Annotated in this window: 18 protein-coding genes; 17 read left to right on the top strand and 1 reads right to left on the bottom strand. The window is 43.2% G+C overall.

Annotated elements, in window-relative coordinates:
* The first annotated feature begins 88 nt into the window (after positions 1-88).
* The 9 genes from D8872_RS06005 (at position 89) to D8872_RS05960 (ending at position 10,739) form a co-directional block, all read left to right on the top strand.
* Positions 89-895 (top strand): amino acid ABC transporter permease, encoded by an 807-nt coding sequence (locus tag D8872_RS06005; protein WP_125390324.1) that lies wholly within the window; start codon positions 89-91, stop codon positions 893-895.
* Positions 895-1,638 carry an amino acid ABC transporter ATP-binding protein gene (locus D8872_RS06000; RefSeq protein WP_048764972.1) on the top strand — a complete coding sequence of 248 codons (744 nt, stop codon included), beginning with the start codon at positions 895-897 and terminating at the stop codon, positions 1,636-1,638. Before D8872_RS06005 ends, D8872_RS06000 begins: the two co-directional genes overlap by 1 nt.
* Positions 1,639-1,732: 94 nt before the next feature.
* On the top strand, positions 1,733-1,957 hold the full coding sequence (locus tag D8872_RS05995) for a DUF4059 family protein (RefSeq protein WP_045500825.1): 225 nt from the start codon (positions 1,733-1,735) through the stop codon (positions 1,955-1,957).
* Positions 1,958-2,025: 68 nt separating this feature from the next.
* The gene (gene trxB / locus D8872_RS05990; RefSeq protein ID WP_125390323.1) at positions 2,026-2,937 is read left to right on the top strand and encodes a thioredoxin-disulfide reductase; all 912 of its coding nucleotides are present in this window, start codon (positions 2,026-2,028) and stop codon (positions 2,935-2,937) included.
* 207 nt (positions 2,938-3,144) lie between these two features.
* The gene (locus D8872_RS05985) at positions 3,145-6,597 is read left to right on the top strand and encodes a GBS Bsp-like repeat-containing protein (RefSeq protein ID WP_125390295.1); all 3,453 of its coding nucleotides are present in this window, start codon (positions 3,145-3,147) and stop codon (positions 6,595-6,597) included.
* Positions 6,598-7,701: 1,104 nt separating this feature from the next.
* Entirely contained in the window at positions 7,702-9,081 is a 1,380-nt protein-coding gene (gene glmU, locus D8872_RS05975; RefSeq protein WP_125390293.1) for a bifunctional UDP-N-acetylglucosamine diphosphorylase/glucosamine-1-phosphate N-acetyltransferase GlmU, read from the top strand.
* 8 nt (positions 9,082-9,089) lie between these two features.
* Complete coding sequence (locus D8872_RS05970) at positions 9,090-9,641, top strand: NUDIX hydrolase (RefSeq protein WP_125390292.1); 552 nt, start codon at positions 9,090-9,092, stop codon at positions 9,639-9,641.
* A 12-nt stretch (positions 9,642-9,653) separates the two neighbouring features.
* Positions 9,654-9,965: a cell wall synthase accessory phosphoprotein MacP gene (gene macP, locus D8872_RS05965; RefSeq protein ID WP_015605302.1), complete on the top strand. Its 312-nt coding sequence runs from the start codon at positions 9,654-9,656 to the stop codon at positions 9,963-9,965.
* An 81-nt stretch (positions 9,966-10,046) separates the two neighbouring features.
* Complete coding sequence (locus tag D8872_RS05960; protein ID WP_125390291.1) at positions 10,047-10,739, top strand: 5'-methylthioadenosine/adenosylhomocysteine nucleosidase; 693 nt, start codon at positions 10,047-10,049, stop codon at positions 10,737-10,739.
* A 331-nt stretch (positions 10,740-11,070) separates the two neighbouring features.
* Here the strand turns inward: D8872_RS05960 and D8872_RS05950 are convergent, their stop codons facing one another.
* Positions 11,071-11,958: a YitT family protein gene (locus D8872_RS05950; protein ID WP_125390290.1), complete on the bottom strand. Its 888-nt coding sequence runs from the start codon at positions 11,956-11,958 to the stop codon at positions 11,071-11,073.
* A gap of 180 nt (positions 11,959-12,138) precedes the next feature.
* Between D8872_RS05950 and tmk the strand changes: the two genes are divergently transcribed.
* The 8 genes from tmk to D8872_RS05910 all read left to right on the top strand — a co-directional run bounded on the left by tmk (position 12,139) and on the right by D8872_RS05910 (position 18,117).
* Positions 12,139-12,777 carry a dTMP kinase gene (gene tmk, locus D8872_RS05945; protein WP_125390289.1) on the top strand — a complete coding sequence of 213 codons (639 nt, stop codon included), beginning with the start codon at positions 12,139-12,141 and terminating at the stop codon, positions 12,775-12,777.
* Positions 12,774-13,676, top strand: a complete 903-nt coding sequence (locus D8872_RS05940) for a DNA polymerase III subunit delta' (RefSeq protein WP_125390288.1) — start codon at positions 12,774-12,776, stop codon at positions 13,674-13,676. The genes tmk and D8872_RS05940 overlap by 4 nt, the downstream gene beginning before the upstream one ends.
* A gap of 9 nt (positions 13,677-13,685) precedes the next feature.
* The gene (gene yabA, locus D8872_RS05935; protein ID WP_125390287.1) at positions 13,686-14,003 is read left to right on the top strand and encodes a DNA replication initiation control protein YabA; all 318 of its coding nucleotides are present in this window, start codon (positions 13,686-13,688) and stop codon (positions 14,001-14,003) included.
* Positions 14,004-14,005: 2 nt separating this feature from the next.
* Positions 14,006-14,872 (top strand): 16S rRNA (cytidine(1402)-2'-O)-methyltransferase, encoded by an 867-nt coding sequence (gene rsmI / locus D8872_RS05930; RefSeq protein WP_125390286.1) that lies wholly within the window; start codon positions 14,006-14,008, stop codon positions 14,870-14,872.
* Positions 14,873-15,010: 138 nt separating this feature from the next.
* Positions 15,011-16,102: a 3-phosphoserine/phosphohydroxythreonine transaminase gene (gene serC, locus D8872_RS05925; RefSeq protein WP_125390285.1), complete on the top strand. Its 1,092-nt coding sequence runs from the start codon at positions 15,011-15,013 to the stop codon at positions 16,100-16,102.
* Between the two features lie 12 nt (positions 16,103-16,114).
* Positions 16,115-17,290, top strand: coding sequence for a 3-phosphoglycerate dehydrogenase family protein (locus D8872_RS05920; RefSeq protein ID WP_061909786.1), 1,176 nt, complete (start codon positions 16,115-16,117; stop codon positions 17,288-17,290).
* A 71-nt stretch (positions 17,291-17,361) separates the two neighbouring features.
* Positions 17,362-17,664: a YciI family protein gene (locus D8872_RS05915; protein ID WP_005591856.1), complete on the top strand. Its 303-nt coding sequence runs from the start codon at positions 17,362-17,364 to the stop codon at positions 17,662-17,664.
* Between the two features lie 99 nt (positions 17,665-17,763).
* Entirely contained in the window at positions 17,764-18,117 is a 354-nt protein-coding gene (locus D8872_RS05910) for an arsenate reductase family protein (RefSeq protein ID WP_125390284.1), read from the top strand.
* Positions 18,118-18,150: the final 33 nt, after the last annotated feature.

The following is an 18,150-nucleotide window of genomic DNA, read 5'->3' as shown; positions in this document are numbered from 1 at the left end:
AAGATTATTTATTCTTGATGCCAAATAGTTTGCATCTGGGTCAAATTATGATAAAATAATGCATTATCGAGAAAGAGAAGTAATTGAAATGTTTACAACTTATATCCTAGCTGCAAACTGGTATGAAGAGCTTTTGAAGCTCCTTCCAGACGGTAAATTATTTAGTTTACGGGCTGTTTTTGATGCCATTCCAGCGATTCTGAAAACCTTACCTGTCACACTTTTGTTGACGCTGGGTGGAGCATTTTTCGGCATCATCTTGGCCATGATTTTCGCAGTGGTCAAGATTAACCGCACGAGAATCCTGTATCCTATTCAGTCTGTCTTTGTGAGCTTCCTCCGTGGGACGCCCCTTTTAGTTCAGCTCATGTTGACTTATTTTGGGATTCCGCTCCTGCTGAAAGCTATCAATCAAAAATATGGGACGGCCTTTAATATCAATGCCATTCCTGCCTCAGTCTTTGCAATTATTGCCTTTGCTTTCAATGAAGCGGCCTATGCCAGTGAGACGATTCGGGCAGCCATTCTTTCGGTAGATCCGGGTGAGATTGAAGCAGCTCGCAGTCTGGGAATGACCAATCGCCAAGTTTATCTGCGGGTCATCATTCCTAATGCAGCAGTTGTGGCAACACCGACTCTGATCAACTCCCTCATTGGCTTGACCAAAGGAACATCTCTGGCCTTTAGTGCGGGTGTCGTAGAAGTCTTTGCCAAAGCTCAGGCTATCGGTGGCTCCGATTATCGTTATTTTGAGCGCTTTATTTCCGTTTCCATTATTTACTGGATTGTCAATATCGTGATTGAGCAAATCGGTCGTGCGATTGAAAAAACTATGGATATCAAGGCGCCAGCCAATCTGGACAAAATGGAGCAAGCGCAAGGAGGTAGGATTTGATGATTAAAATTTCCCAGTTAAGTAAGGAATTTTCTGGCCAAAAGGTCTTGGATAACCTGAGTTTGGAAATTCAAAAAGGCGAAGTCATTGCTCTAATAGGCTCCTCAGGTGCTGGCAAATCAACCTTCCTGCGCAGTCTTAATTATCTGGAACGGCCAGACAGCGGAAGGATTGAAATTGATAACTTCAAGGTGGATTTTTCAACCATTTCACCAGATGAAATCTTGACTCTGCGTCGAAAATTGGCCATGGTTTTCCAACAGTTCAATTTATTTTCCCGTCGAACGGCTCTGGAAAATGTCAAGGAAGGTCTGCTGGTAGTTAAAAACTTGTCTGACCAAGAGGCGACTAAAATTGCCAAGGAAGAGTTGGCAAAGGTGGGCTTGTCTGATCGTGAGAATCATTATCCCAAGCATTTATCAGGCGGTCAAAAACAGCGGGTGGCTTTAGCGCGGGCCTTGGCCATGAAGCCAGATGTTCTTTTGCTAGATGAGCCGACCTCAGCCCTTGACCCAGAGCTAGTCGGTGAGGTAGAGAAATCCATTGCTGACGCTGCCAAAGCAGGACAAACCATGATTCTGGTCAGCCATGATATATCTTTTGTTTCTCAGGTAGCAGATCGAGTACTTTTCTTGGATAAGGGCCATATTATCGAGTCAGGTAGTCCAGAGGAGATTATCAATCATCCCAAGGAAGCGAGAACCAAAGAATTCTTTGCTAGTTACAAACGGACTTATATTTGATATAATAGAAAAAGTGAAAGCTCAGTTGGCTAGACCAGCTGGGTTTGTTTTCGACTAGAACCTTTTTAAGGCAACTGATTATTTAGGAGCTGACATGTTAATTAAAATTTTTTCTCTCTATATCCAAAGTCTCATTTATACGACGATTCTGGTAGGACTTGCCGATGGTTTGTGGCTTTTATTGCAGCGGCTCGGTCGCAAGGATCGGACGCTTGCGGTAGGTCAAAGCCAAATTTACGATCTTCTTTTGATTACAATTATGACGATTCCAATCTTGTCTTTTGCGATTTTTGGCTTACTGGTTGTTCTCAAAGCTTAAATACTTGTAAAAGATTAGTTGGTTTGTTAGAATAATAGTAGTTACAACAAAGAGAAAGGAAAAAGATGATGTACGATACAATGATTATTGGAGCTGGTCCTGCGGGAATGACAGCAGCCCTCTATGCTGCTAGAAGTAATCTTAAAGTGGCCCTGCTGGAACGCGGTATTTACGGCGGGCAGATGAATAATACTGCGGAGATTGAAAATTATCCCGGTTATGCTCGTATCAGCGGACCAGAGCTGGCTGAGAAAATGTTTGAACCCTTAGAAAATCTAGGTGTAGAGCATCTATTTGGTCAGGTTGAAAAGATTGAAGACCATGGTGACTATAAGAAAATCATTACTGAGGATGAAGTCTTTGAGACCAAAACAGTGATTTTAGCTTCTGGTGCCAACCATCGTCATCTAGGAGTTCCTGGCGAGGAAGAATACAATAGCCGCGGTGTGTCCTACTGTGCGGTCTGCGATGGTGCCTTTTTCCGTGATGAGGATCTCTTAGTGGTCGGAGGCGGCGATTCTGCCGTTGAAGAAGCAATTTTCCTCACGCGCTTTGCAAAGTCTGTGACCATTGTTCACCGTCGTGACCAACTGCGGGCGCAAAAGCTCTTGCAGGAGCGGGCCTTTGCCAATGAAAAAATCAGCTTTATCTGGGATTCCGTCGTAAAAGAAATCAAAGGGGACGATCGCAGGGTAACTAGTGTCGTTTTTGAAAATGTAAAAACGGGGCAAATCAGCGAGTCAGACTTTGGTGGCGTCTTTGTTTATGTCGGACTAGACCCTGTTAGCGATTTTGTCAAAGACTTAGGGATTTGTGATGAAGCTGGCTGGATTGTGACGGATCAACATATGAAAACGTCTATTGCTGGCATTTATGCCATTGGTGATGTCCGTCAGAAAGACCTGCGCCAAATCACCACAGCGGTTGGAGACGGAGCAGTCGCAGGCCAAGAAGTTTATAAATACATCACAGAACATTAAAGAGGAAGAGGTTGGGATAAGATCAAAAATGAATCATTTTTTGGTCTTTCCCAGCTCTTTTTATTTTTGTTTACGAATTACATAATAGAAAGAATAGGTTTCGATTCAGTTTTGGATTAAACGATACAAATCTGTTACCAATTTGTAATAATTGTCCTATTATGCTACAATAAAGGTGTGCAACTCTAAAAAGGATGGAGAAAGCGTATGAAAACAAAAGGATTAGTTTATCTAGCTAGTACAGCTATTTTATTAGCAGCCAGTGCTAATAGCGTTTTTGCTGACGAAACAAATCAAGCAGCAAATGATAGACAGCAAACGGAGCCTTCGGTTGCTGTGACCAATCGAGATGCTGGCAAACAGTCTGATCTAGCTAGCAAGCCTTTAGAAGTAGATTCTGAGACAAAGAAAGATAGTGGTGTATCTGAGGCTTCTTTAGGCAAAGACGAAAAAGTCGCTTCAAGTTCCTCTGAAAAGGAGGATAACTCGTCAATTGAACAGCCTAAGAACGATTTGGCACCAGTCCCTTCTGAAAACATTTCTTCAGGGAGATCTTCATTTAGATCTGTGACAGCTTCTTCTGATAAGCCACAAGAGGCAGAAACAAGAGCAGAATCTGAGCCAAAAGCGAGAGTTTCTCGGGCAGCTGATGACAAGCCTCAAGGCACTATCAATATTACAAATGTGGATCCAAATGCTGGTACTTTCGATGTGCATGTAACCAATATCTCATCCCCTAAGCCTATTAAAAAAGTCGCCCTACCAACTTGGTCCAGCGTGAATGGTCAGGATGATATTATCTGGTACGATGCTAAACGACAAGTGGATGGCACCTATAAAATTAGCGTTACAGCTCGTGACCATAAGATGTCCACAGGTGAGTACAATATCCACCTCTATTATCTGTTGGAAGATAATCAGTTGGTCGGTGTAGGCGGTACAAAAACAACGGTTACCATCGGCAAACCACAAGGAAAAATTGATATTGTCAATAATAATCCAGACACAGGTAGTTTCGATGTTGTTGTCTCAGGAGTTTCTAATCCTTATGGTGTGAAAAAAGTTGTTGTTCCTGTTTGGTCTAGTGTCAATGGTCAAGACGATCTAGTTTGGTACGAGGCGCAGCGCCAGACCAATGGCAACTACACTGTCACAGTCAAAGCTTCCCACCACAAGAACTCTCTAGGTGAGTACAATATCCATCTCTATTATGTTCAGGATAATGGCCAGTTGGTCGGTGTAGGTGGTACAAGGACTACAGTTTCTAAGGCTCAGCCTAAAGGAACGCTGAAAATTGAAAACAATAATCCGGATACGGGCAGCTTTGATGTTGTTGTTTCTGGTGTTTCTAGTCCTTATGGCGTCAAGGAAGTCAAGTTACCGACCTGGTCCAGTGATAAAGGTCAAGATGACCTGATCTGGTACACAGCAGTCAAGCAGGCGGATGGTACTTATCGAGCAACCGTCAAAGCAGTGAATCATAAGAAATCAACAGGCGAATACAATGTCCATCTCTACTATATTCAAGATGACGGTCAGCTGGTTGGTGTAGGTGGCACTCGAACAACAGTTAGCCTATCTCAACCTAAAGGAACCTTGAAAATTGAAAACAACGATCCAGCTACTGGTAGCTTTGATGTCGTTGTCTCTAACGTTTCCAATCCTTTTGGTGTTAAGGAAGTCAAGCTACCGACTTGGTCTAACGATAAAGGTCAAGATGATCTAGTCTGGCATACAGCAATCAAACAGTCTGATGGCACCTATAGGGCTCGTATCCAGGCTCGGGATCACAAATATTCTTTGGGGGACTACACTGTTCATCTTTACTATATCCAAGATGACGGTCAATTAGTCGGTGTAGCAGGCACCCAGTTCAGTTTAGCAGCCAAGCCTAAAGGGACTTTGAAAATTGAGAACAATAATCCGGATACGGGCAGCTTCGATGTTGTTGTGTCTGATGTTGTCAGTCCTTTTGGCGTCAAGAGCGTGCATCTGCCGATTTGGTCTAGTGATAAAGGCCAAGATGATATTGTTTGGTATACAGCCACCAAGCAGTCCGATGGCACTTACAGGGCTAGCATTCAAGCCCGCAACCATAAGATGTCCACTGGTGAGTATCATATCCACCTCTACTATCTTCAAGATAATGGCCAGATGATTGGGGTTAGTGGCACAACAACTACTGTTTCTGTTGCTAAACCAAAGGGAACTCTCACGATTGCCAATAATAATTCAACAACAGGTAGTTTTGATGTTGTCGTGAGCGGAGTGAGCAGTCCAGAGGGAGTTCGTGAAGTGCTTCTGCCAACTTGGTCTAGCACTAATGGTCAGGATGATATTATCTGGTATCGAGCTGTCAAGCAGTCTGATGGTACCTACAAGATGAATATTAAGGCGAGCGACCATAAATATTCTACAGGTGAGTATAATGTCCATCTCTATTATGTAGGGAATAATGGCCAGTTGGTCGGAGTTGGAGGAACCAAGACGACCGTATCTCTAGGAACTCCCAAAGGTAAGCTGACCATCCAGAACAACAATCAACAGACAGGTACCTTTGAAGTGGTGGTTTCTGAAGTTGAGAATGCTTATGGTGTCAAGGAAGTCAAATTGCCAACTTGGTCAAGTGCTAACGGTCAGGACGACATTATTTGGTACACAGCAGTCAAGCAAGCCGATGGTACTTACAAGGCACAGGTCAATCTACGTGACCACAAGTATTCTACAGGCGAATACAATATCCACCTCTACTATGTTCAGAATGATGGCCGTATGGTCGGGGTCGGAGGCACGAAGACAACAGCGAATGTAGCTTCAGAACAAATTAAGCCAACGGGTCAAATCACCATTAAAAATAATAATCCTCGATTAGGCACGTTCGAAGTTGTAGTGACCAATGTTTATAGTCCAAAAGGAGTCAAGGAAGTCAAATTGCCAACTTGGTCAAGTGTCAATGGTCAGGATGACATTGTTTGGTATCGGGCTCAAAAGCAAGCCGATGGTAGTTATAAGGCCCTAGTACGCACCTCTAGTCATAAATATTCTACTGGGGAATACAATATTCACCTCTATTATGTTCAAAATGATGGTAGTTTGGTAGGCGTTGGTGGAACGACTACAACAGTCAGCAGAGGAGTTTATGATACGCCATATTATTCACAACGTGATCCTAGATGGGCTGGTTTATATTATGGAAAATATAATTTAGCAGCTACTGGCTGTGTTCCTACCACATTAGCGATGACTATTTCTGGTATTACAGGTCAAACTGTTTTACCAACAACCGTAGCGGACTTCCTTTATCATCATACGGACTCCTTTAACAAAAATGGTCTATTTGGAACGTCAAGTAAGGGTATTGTCCAAGGAGCACAGAACTGGGGACTGACCACAGATGTCTTGCATTCATCAGCAGCGCTTAAAGAAGCTTTGGCAGCAGGTCATCATGTCATGGCGGCTGTTGGTAATAGCGTCTTTGCTAGCTATCCTGTTACCCATGAGATAGTCTTGAGAGGCTATCAAAATGGCCAAACCCAGGTCTATGATCCTTATAATGCTAATAATAACGGTTGGTACTCAGTGGATTATATCTTTGGTTCAAAGAGCGGAGCGCCTGAAGATAATACAGAAGGTTCACCGTTTATCTCTGTGAGAGCTTAGATTGTAGCTGGTCACAAAACAATTTATATGGGACTTTAGCACATTTTAGTATGCTAACAGTACCTACATTCAGGAGGTTGGGACAAAAGAGTCCTAACCTCTTTTTTATGGCTAGATTGTAAATATCGTACAAGAAAAAAACTCACAGAGCCTCAACTAGTGTGAACTGTAAGTTGCTAGACTAACAGCCCTACTTTGAGATTCTATGAGTTTTTATCGTCTTATCATATTGGAAGATGATTTGCGTATTCATCTTGAATGCTTTCAAAAGTGCCAGTTGCAACTTATGCCCTAACGAATGAGCACACTTCCCCAATAATATTTCCATCTTGTTTTTTCAAGGTATTTTTTGAATGCGATCAATTCGTTAGACTTATTCTTGAGCACCTCGTCACATACAAAAGGGTACAACTTAAATGCTAAATAACTAATTTGGTCCCCCTTCTGTAGCCCTTTGGCACTACTTAAGAGCTCTTCCCGTAACTTTGAGCTAATGACAATACTATCGTTATTATAGATCCTGTCAATCTGTTGGTAGTATTCGTCTCTCTTCTTGCGATTTTTAGTAAACATCATAACCAAGATCTCCTTACAACTTTAAATTTATAAATTGGCTAGTTAAAAACAATAAAACTATAAAATGGGGCTCTCAATTCTTGAATAGTATCATCCCAAAATGGGCCACATAATAATAGTATTGTCCTAGTAGATTTGAGAGTTTCCTGCACTTTATAAGACAGGGGTGAACATTTGATTTTATGTCATTATAGCAAATATTTCTTTACTTATCAATTTTAAATGTGTAATCGTCAACCAAATTTTGATAATAGAAGTATTAGACATATAGTGTGTTTAAGGAGAACAATTTGCTGATCATTCGCTGCTATCAAAAGCTAGTATAAACGAAGGAAAAAACGTTTTTAAGCTCCGCTAGAAGAAGTTTAAAGAATTGGTCTGGATGGAGTAGATTGCGAATTGAGCAGAGTGATTTGGTCCATAAACCTTTTTCTCTAAGTGCGATTTCCTGCTTCTGCAATTAGCATTTTAAAAAATTATCTTTTAGTGGTATAATAAGGGTAATATCTTAGAGAAAAGAGTTCATTTATGACAAATTATGCCGTTATTTTGGCTGCGGGTAAGGGTACTCGCATGAAATCAGATTTACCAAAGGTATTGCACAAGGTGGCAGGAATTTCCATGCTAGAGCACGTTTTCCGCAGTGTTAGTGCGATTGAGCCTGAGAAGACTGTTACTGTTATCGGGCACAAGGCCGAGCTGGTCGAGCAAGTCTTGGCTGGTCAGACAGAGTTTGTCCGTCAGACTGAGCAGCTGGGAACGGGGCACGCGGTTATGATGGCAGAGCCTGTTTTGGAAAATCTAACTGGTCAAACCTTGGTCATTGCTGGCGACACCCCACTGATTACGGGAGAAAGTCTGAAAAATCTGATTGATTTTCATATCAATCACAAGAATGTTGCGACAATCCTGACAGCAGAAGCGGACAATCCATTTGGTTATGGCCGGATCGTGCGCAATCAGCACGGAGAAGTCATCAAAATTGTCGAGCAGAAGGATGCTTCTGACTTTGAGCAACAAATCAAGGAAATCAATACAGGGACTTATGTCTTTGACAATGCCCGTCTCTTTGAGGCCCTCAAAAATATCAATACCAACAATGCGCAGGGGGAATACTATATCACAGATGTGATTGGTATTTTCCGCGAGAATGGCGAAAAAGTCGGTGCTTATACACTGAAAGACTTTGACGAAAGTCTCGGTGTCAACGACCGCGTGGCTTTGGCGACAGCTGAAAGAGTTATGCGCCGTCGGATTAACCAGCAGCACATGATTAACGGTGTCAGCTTTGTCAATCCAGATGCGACCTATATCGATGTGGATGTAGAAATCGCACCTGAAGTTCAAATCGAAGCCAATGTGACTCTGAAAGGTCAAACCAAGATTGGGGCAGAGACGATCCTGACCAATGGGACTTATATTGTAGACTCAGAAATTGGTCAGCGAGCGGTCATTACAAATTCGATGATTGAAGAGTCTAGCTTGGCAGATGGCGTGACGGTCGGGCCTTACGCTCACATTCGTCCAGGTTCTAGTCTGGCCAAGGATGTCCATGTCGGTAATTTCGTTGAAGTCAAGGCGTCTTCGCTAGGTGAAAACACTAAAGCTGGCCATTTAGCCTATCTGGGAAACGCTGATTTAGGAGCCAATGTCAATATTGGGGCTGGTACAATTACGGCCAATTACGATGGTCAGAATAAGTATAAGACGCTGATTGGGAATAATGTTTTTGTTGGCTCAAATTCAACTATCGTTGCTCCAGTAGAGTTGGGTGACAATTCATTGGTTGGTGCAGGCTCGACTATTACAAAGAGTGTTCCAGCAGATGCTATCGCTCTAGGACGTGGTCGCCAGACCAACATGGCAGAATACGCCAAGCGTCTCCCTCATCACCCTCAAAATAAGTAGGTGTAGTCATGGAATTTGAAGAAAAAACCGTCCAACGGACGGAGATTTATCAAGGACCGATTTTCAAAGTGGTTCAGGATCAGGTGGAACTGCCAGATGGTAAGGGTCAAGCTCAACGAGATTTGATTTTCCATAATGGCGCGGTGGCTGTGATTGCCATCACTCCGGAAAACAAAATGATTTTGGTTAAGCAGTACCGCAAGGCCATTGAAGCGACTTCTTATGAGATTCCAGCTGGTAAGCTAGAGGTAGGAGAGAATGCAGATCCTCAAGCGGCTGCCCTGCGCGAATTGGAAGAAGAGACGGGCTATACTGGCCAGTTGGAGCTGGTTTATGATTTTTACTCTGCTATCGGTTTTTGCAATGAGAAAATCAAACTCTACAGCGCTAGCCATTTGACAAAGGTCGAAAACCCTCGTCCCCAAGACGAGGATGAAACCTTGGAACTTTTTGAAGTCAGTCTGGAGGAGGCGGAGCAGTTGCTGCAAAATGGTGACATCTGCGATGCCAAGACTATTATGGCTCTTCAGTACTGGCAACAAAAAAATCTGAATAAATAGGAACGTAGATCAATGGGAAAAGCTTTATTAACAGATGAAATCATTGAGCGGGCCAATCGTGGAGAACATATCGATGGTCCCTTGCTGATGGACGATGAAGAAACTAAGGTCATTTCTATTGCTAGAAAAGGAACTTTCGGCTATGCTGCTCCACGGCAAGCTGTCACTCAGGACACTCTGCAGATTGAAGTTGAACCGACAGTTATCAAAAGTCGTCGAATCGAAAATCAAAAACGAAGTATTTTTCAGGCTAAATTAAACAAAATCCTATTCTGGATTGTGCTTCTCTTGATTGGACTAATTGCGGCCATTATCTGGCTATGATAAAGAGGGGAGTAAGGGAGACGAGAAGATGAAACTCTGCTTCCTCTCCCTCTTTTTAATGTAAAAAGGAAAGAATAAATCATGAAAATCGGAATTATCGCGGCTATGCCTGAGGAGTTGAAGCTACTGGTAGAGCATCTGGAAATGGCTGAAAAACACCAGCGCCTAGGGCATGTTTACTATACTGGTCGTATCAAGCATCATGAGGTTGTACTGGTAGAAAGTGGAATCGGCAAAGTTATGTCGGCCATGAGTGTGGCTGTCCTAGTCAATGACTTTGAGGTAACAGCGGTCATCAATACGGGTTCTGCTGGCGCAGTAGCTTCGGGCTTAGAAATTGGAGATGTAGTGGTGGCAGATCGTTTGGTCTACCATGATGTGGATGTGACAGCTTTTGGCTATGATTACGGTCAAATGGCACGGCAGCCCCTCTACTATGAAGCCAGTCGCTACTTGGTTGAGGAGATGAAAGTAGTGTTAGAAAAGACCCAGCAGACGAGTCGAGTTGGCTTGATTGCGACGGGAGATAGTTTTATCGCTGGACAGGACAAGATTGACCAAATTAAAGCTCATTTTCCTGATGTTTTGGCAGTAGAGATGGAGGGAGCAGCCATTGCTCAAGCCGCGCATTCTCTGGGCTTGCCTTTTATGGTCATTCGCGCGATGAGCGATACAGCCAGCCATGATGCCAATATCACTTTTGATGAATTTATCCTAGAAGCAGGCAAGCGCTCAGCTGAAACCCTCATTCAATTATTGAATAACTTAGACTAAAAAAGAGAGTGGGACAGAAATCGGTAATTCGTTAGAATTCGATTTCGTCGTCCCACCTCCGCACAGTTGAGTAGGGTTGTAAAAGCTGATGTAATCAGCGTAGTAGAGCCCACTAAACTACTGCGTCTTGCTCGACAATCCAAAGACAATTGAGGAGGCTGGGACAAAAAGATTTTGATTTTAGGAATTCTTTATTATAAATTTTTAAAATCGATAGATTAGACAAAAAAGCGAACAAGACACAATTCTGAGTGTCAGATAACTCCGTTTTGTTCGCTTTTTATATTTGAGGTCAGACTTCTGTCCCAGCCTCTTTTTGTGTATGATAACTCTATTTGACGATAGGCTGTTTATTAGAGTCTAAGGTAAAGCCTTCTCCTAAGATTTCATGGGCTTCTGTAATAGTTGTAAAGGCAAATGGATCGATGTCATTGATAAGTTTCTTCATTTGCTGCATTTCGTTACGAGAGACAACGCAATAAACGATTTGCAAATCTTGCTTGCTATAGAAGCCTTGTCCTTGCAGATAGGTGACCCCTCTTCCAAGTTTTTCATTGATGGCTTCAGCTAGTTCTATTGGTTTGCTGGTGACAATTAGGAAGCCTTTGCCAGCGAAACCACCTTCAGCAATCAAGTCAATAACACGAGAGGTGATAAAGACAAACATGAGTGTATAAGAAACCATGCGCAGATCTTTAAAGACTAAAAGAACCAGAGAAATAACGATAAAGTCCACTGTCAGCATGAGGCGGCCCATGGAGATGCTGGTATATTTATTGAATATACGAGCTACGATATCGGTACCACCAGTCGTTCCCCCAGCATTGAAAATGATGCCTAGACCAACTCCAAGAATAATTCCCGTTCCAAGGCAGGCTAGTAAGACATCGCCATCCAAGGAAGAGAAGAAATAGTCTTGTAAATGTTTGGAAGCAGGTAGCAATTCGAATAGTTTAAGCCAAGCTGATACAGAGAAAGTCCCTAAAATACTAAGGTAAAGGGTGCGATTTCCCAGTAATTTCCAAGCGAGAATAAAGAGTGGAATATTGATGACCAAATTGGTGGTTGATACAGGAATCTTGAAGAGGTAGTAGACAATCAAGGTGATCCCCGTTGCTCCCCCCTCATATAAGTGAAAAGGAATCACCAAATAATGAATCCCAAAAGAAAAAATTCCAGCCCCCAGAATGATGGCCAGTACATTTTTAAATTTAAACATCAGACACTCCTAAGAATTTTCTGACTCTATTTTATCAAAAGTTTTCATTTTTGAAAATAATATGAAATAGTTTTCGAGAAATTCTTCTATGGGCTTTTGGGATAATTTTTGGTACAATAAAGCATAGACTAAAATAGGAATTTCTGCAGCCATTGGCAGAATGAATGTAAAAGGAAAACAATGAAAAAAGGTGTTTTTATATCGCTAGAAGGCCCAGAAGGTGCTGGGAAAACCAGTGTTTTAGAGGCTTTGCTTCCTCAGCTGAAAGAGATGGGCTATGAGTTGCTGAAGACTAGAGAGCCTGGCGGTGTCGCTATTTCTGAAAAAATCCGTGAGGTGATTTTGGATAAGGGGCACACAGCCATGGATGCTAAGACCGAACTGCTGCTTTATATTGCCAGCCGACGTCAACATTTGGCGGAGAAGGTTCTGCCCGCCTTGGAGCAAGGGACATGGGTCTTGCAAGATCGTTTTATTGATAGCTCGGTAGCCTACCAAGGTTACGGCCGGGGCTTGGCGGTTGACGATGTTGAATGGCTCAATCAGTTTGCGACAGATGGTCTCAAGCCGGATTTGACTCTCTATTTCGATATTGATGTCAAGGAAGGTCTGGCTCGCATTGCTCGAAATAAGGAGCGCGAAGTCAATCGTTTGGATCTGGAAGGTCTCGACCTGCATGAGCGCGTGCGTCAAGGCTATCTGGCTATTTTAGAAAAGGAACCAGAACGTGTCGTCAAGATAGATGCTAGTCAGCCACTGGAGCAAGTCGTGGCCGACAGTTTGGCAGTTATTAAAGAACGTTTTATCAAAGAAAAATGACAGTAGAAGAATTACGTCAGGCCCAGCCTCAGCTTACAGAAACTTTTCAGCAAATCTTAGAAGCAAGGCGGCTCAATCATGCTTATTTATTTTCGGGGAATTTTTCTAGTTTTACCATGGCTTTGACCTTGTCCCAGAGTCTCTTTTGTGAAAATCGTCAGGGAGTTTGGCCCTGCGGTATTTGCCGGGCTTGTCGCTTGATTGAGAGTGAGGACTTTTCGGATGTGACGATTGTGCGGCCGGTGAATGGCATTATTAAAACGGAGCGCATTCGTGAGCTGGTGAGAAGTTTTTCCCAGAGCGGTATGGAGGGCAACAAACAGGTCTTTATCATCTGTGATGCAGATAAGATGCATGTCAATGCCGCTAATTCCCTCCTCAAGGTCATCGAAGAGCCCCAGAGTGAGATTTACATCTTTCTTTTAACAGCCGATGAGCATCTGATGTTGTCCACCATCAAGAGCCGAACGCAGATTTTTCACTTTCGGAAGAATCAGGTCGCTCTCCAGCACCAGCTGGAAGAGGCTGGCTTAATCAAAAGTCAGGCTGAGTTGCTGGCTACATATAGCCAGACCCAGGAAGAGGCCGATCAGTTGGCTTCCAACAAGTCTTTCTTTGAGCTGGTCAGTGAGAGTCAGCGCTTTGTTAAGGCTGCCCTGACCAATGAGAATCAGGCTTATCTCCAAGTGGCCAAGCTGGCTAAACTGGCTGAGGACAAGGATAAACAGGAGCAGGCCTTTAAAATTTTGGAGGTCTTGCTGGCCAAGGAACTTGGAAGCGAGGCAGGTCGCAAGAAACTGGAAGATCTCTTAGAAGCAAAGAAGATGTGGCGAGCCAATGTGTCTTTTCAAAATGCTCTGGAATACATGATTTTAAAAGCCAGTGCCCAAGCAAGATAGGAGCAGAAAATGAATAAAAAAGAACTATTTGATGCCTTGGATGATTTTTCTCAGACGCTTTTAGTGACCCTTGCCGAGGTAGAGGCCATCAAGAAAAATCTCAAGAGTGTCGTCGAGGAAAATATCGTCTTCCAGCTAGAAAATGATAAGCTGAGAGAGCGACTAGGTGAGGTAGAGCAAGCAGCACCGGTTAAAATCAATAAAAATCGGGACAATCTCCGCAAACTGTACTACGATGGCTTTCATGTGTGCACAGATTTCTATGGTCAACGCCGAGAAAACGATGCGGAGTGCATGTTCTGCGACGAGTTGTTATTCAGGGAGTAGAGATGCAGATTCAAAAGAGTTTTAAGGGACAGTCGCCCTACGGCAAGCTGTATTTGGTGGCGACTCCTATTGGAAATATGGATGACATGAGCATTCGCATGGTCAATACCCTCAAGGAAGTGGATGTTATTGCGGCTGAAGATACCAGAAATACAGGTCTTCTACTCAAACACTTTGGGATTGAGACTCGACAGATCAGCTTTCATGAGCACAATGCTCAAGAAAAGATACCGATCTTGCTGGACTTGCTCAAATCAGGTCAAAATCTAGCCCAGGTATCCGATGCTGGCTTGCCTAGCATTTCGGATCCGGGTCATGATTTGGTTAAGGCGGCTATTGCTGAGGACATTGCTGTGGTGACGGTTCCGGGCCCCAGCGCCGGGATTTCCGCTCTGATTGCCAGTGGTTTAGCGCCTCAGCCTCATATTTTTTATGGTTTCTTGCCTCGTAAGTCTGGACAGCAGAAGGAATTTTTCGAGAGTAAAAAATCTTATCCAGAGACACAGATCTTTTACGAATCTCCTCATAGGGTCAAGGCTACGCTGGAAAATATGCTGGAAGTCTATGGCAATCGCTCAGTGGTCTTGGTTCGTGAGCTCACCAAAATCTACGAAGAATACCAAAGAGGAAGGATTTCTGAGTTGATAGACTATCTGGCAGAGAATGCACTCAAGGGCGAATGCCTCCTGATTGTGGCTGGTGCAAGCTTGGAGAAGGAAGACAAAGCGGATGCGGAGCTCTTGGCTGAAATTGACAGCTTAGTCCAATCCGGCAGCAAGAAAAATCAGGCTATCAAGGAAGTAGCTAAAAAATACGGGCGCAATAAGAGTCAGCTCTATGCCCTTTATCATGGAGAAGAAAGAAACTAGTCCTATTCGGCTAGTTTTTTGTTCAAAATCCTCCTTTTGTTCGGAAATTTCCCCAAAAGAAAAATATCTTTGAAAGAATTATAGAAATTTTCTGAACATTGTGATATGATAGACAAAATACATTTTTGGAGGTAGGATATGACCATTTACAATTTTTCTGCTGGACCGGCAGTATTGCCCAAGGAAGTCTTGAAAAAAGCTCAGGCTGAGTTTTTAGACTATGCCCAAAGCGGCATGAGCGTGATGGAGCTATCCCACCGATCCAAAGAATTTGACGATATTATCAAAGAAGCTGAGAGCTTGCTGCGTGAGCTCATGGCTATTCCGGACAATTACCGCGTACTCTTCCTGCAGGGGGGAGCTTCTACCCAGTTTAGCATGATTCCCCTTAATCTAGCCAAGAGCGGCAAGGCCTACTACCTAGTAGCTGGTTCTTGGGGCAAGAAAGCCTACACAGAAGCAGTCAAGCTGGCTAAGACAGTGCTTTTTGAACCTATTCTCTTGGCTTCGTCAGAGGATTTAAATTACACGGAAATTCCTTCTTTTGATGAAAAGGAGATTGATCCGCAGGCGGCCTATGTGCATCTGACCACCAATAATACCATTGAAGGTACGGCTATTTATGACCTGCCTGCGACTAATGGCGTGCCCATTGTGGCGGACATGTCTTCTAATATCCTTGCTGCTCAGTACCGAGTAGAGGATTTTGGTTTGATTTATGCTGGGGCTCAGAAGAATATCGGACCTGCCGGCGTGACAGTGGTCATCATTCGTGAGGATTTGCTCAATGATGAGCCAGTTCTGTCTAGCATGCTAGACTACCGTATTCAGGCGGACAATGGCTCTCTTTACAATACACCACCAACTTTCGCCATCTATATGGCCAAACTGGTCTTTGAGTGGGTCAAGGAGTTGGGTGGTGTGGCAGAAATGGAAAAGCGCAATCGTGAAAAATCTGGCCTTTTGTACGACTTCATTGAGCAGTCTGACTTTTATCGCAGTCCAGTCCGTTACAAGGAGCAGCGCTCAGTAGCCAATATTCCCTTTGTGTCTCCTAGCCCAGAGCTGGACGCCAAATTTAACAAAGAGGCTGCAGCAGCGGGATTCAAGAATATCAAGGGGCACCGCAGCGTAGGTGGCATGAGAGCTAGTCTCTACAATGCCTTTCCGCTCCAAGGTGTCAAGGACTTGATTGCCTTTATGCAGAAATTTGAAGAAGAAAATTCTTAAGAGAGGGAAACTATGGTCTTTAGTGTCAAAACCTTTAACAACATCAATCAAATCGGGCTCAAGGAGCTGGGCAATGCTTTTCAGATTGACGGAGATAAGTCTGACAATCCAGATGCTTATATCCTGCGTAGTCAAAACCTGCATGGACAGGAATTTCCAAGCAAGCTCAAAGCCATTGCGCGGGCTGGCGCAGGAACCAATAATATTCCTGTCGATCAAGCTACGGCTCAGGGAATCGTGGTCTTCAACACACCAGGAGCTAATGCCAATGCGGTGAAAGAAGCGGTCTTGGCTTCCATTCTCCTGTCTGCTCGTGACTATATCGCTGCTAACAGCTGGGCTAACGGCCTTTCTGGTGATGATGTTCCCAAGCAAGTAGAAGCTGGTAAGAAGCAGTTTGCGGGTACCGAAATTGCCAATAAAACTCTGGGTGTCATTGGTCTGGGAGCTATCGGTGGGCGCATTGCCAATGATGCCTACCGTCTGGGAATGAATGTCCTGGGCTATGATCCTTATGTATCCATTGAGACAGCTTGGAATATCTCTAGCCATGTCAAGCGGGTAGCGGACATTAAGGAAATCTTTGAGAAGAGTGATTATATCACTATCCACGTCCCTCTGACTGAGGATACACGCGCTACTTTTGATCAGGCTGCTTTTGATCTTATGCAAAAGGGAACAACCCTTATCAACTTTGCCCGTGGCGAGCTGGTGGACAATGCTGCCCTTTTTGAAGCTTTGGAAACAGGTGTTATCAAGCGATATATCACAGACTTTGGTGTGGAAGAGCTACTCCGTCATCCGCAGATTACAGTCTTTCCGCATTTGGGTGGCTCGACAGAAGAAGCTGAGCTCAACTGTGCCATTATGGCTGGGAAAACCATCCGCCGCTTCATGGAAACGGGCGAGATTATCAACTCAGTGAATTTCCCTAATGTCCGTCAGGCTCTCTCAGCCCCTTATCGGATTACCCTGATTAACAAAAATGTACCGAATATTGTGGCTCGAATTTCAACAGCGGTCAGTGATTTGAATATTAATATCGACAATATCATCAATCGTTCCAAGGGTGATTATGCCTATACTTTGCTGGATCTGGATGAGTCGGATGAAAGTAAGATTCAGGAGCTGGTTGATAAATTTGAGAATAGCGATAATATTGTGCGCGTGCGTTTGATTAAAAAATAACAAAAAAATACGGCTTACATAAAATTGATTTATATGCTAAATATCATAAGCAAAATATCATAGGAGTTATTATGTTTATTATTGATTTAACTTATAAAAAAGACCTAGTAGAAGTTGAAAAATATTTACCAGAGCATATTTCTTTTTTAGATAAATATTATGCATCTGGCCATTTTATCGCATCAGGACGGAAGAATCCTCGGACTGGTGGGATTATTTTAGTGAATACAGATAGTAAAGAAACTGTTCAAAAGATTATTTCAGAAGATCCTTTTTATATTCAAGAGATTGCAGCATATACTTTCACCGAGTTTTATCCGACAAAGTATTCGCAGCACTTCAAGAAAATATTGGATGAGGGTGATGTCTTGTAGAGGAAGCATTTGCTTTCTTTAACAGTAAGCATAGAAATTTCAAGCTATTTTGGAATTTTAGACCACAAAGGCTAGAGATAAATAAGAATTGAGGTAAGTATGTTACAATTTATCGAATACCCAAAATGCTCTACTTGTCGCAAGGCCAAGGCTGAGCTTAATCAATTAGGAGTGGATTTTGAAGCGGTGGATATTGTCAAGGAAACGCCTAGCCAAGAGAAACTTCTGCAATGGATGACTCATTCTGATTTGGAAATCAAGTCTTTCTTTAATACCAGTGGTATCAAGTACCGAGAATTGGGGCTCAAGGATAAGGTGCCTCAGTTTTCTGCTGAGGAGGCAGCCGCACTCTTGGCGACCGACGGCATGCTGATTAAGCGACCGTTGCTAGTCCAAGATAATCGGATTGTGCAAGTTGGCTATCGGACCGAATACAAGGAATTAAACCTTTAATCAAAGATGGGAAATTTCCCGTCTTTTTATATT

Source organism: Streptococcus cristatus (assembly GCF_003943815.1).
GTDB classification, from domain to species: domain Bacteria; phylum Bacillota; class Bacilli; order Lactobacillales; family Streptococcaceae; genus Streptococcus; species Streptococcus cristatus_F.
Note: the sequence above shows the minus strand (reverse complement) of the source record. Positions and strands in the feature narration are given on the sequence as shown.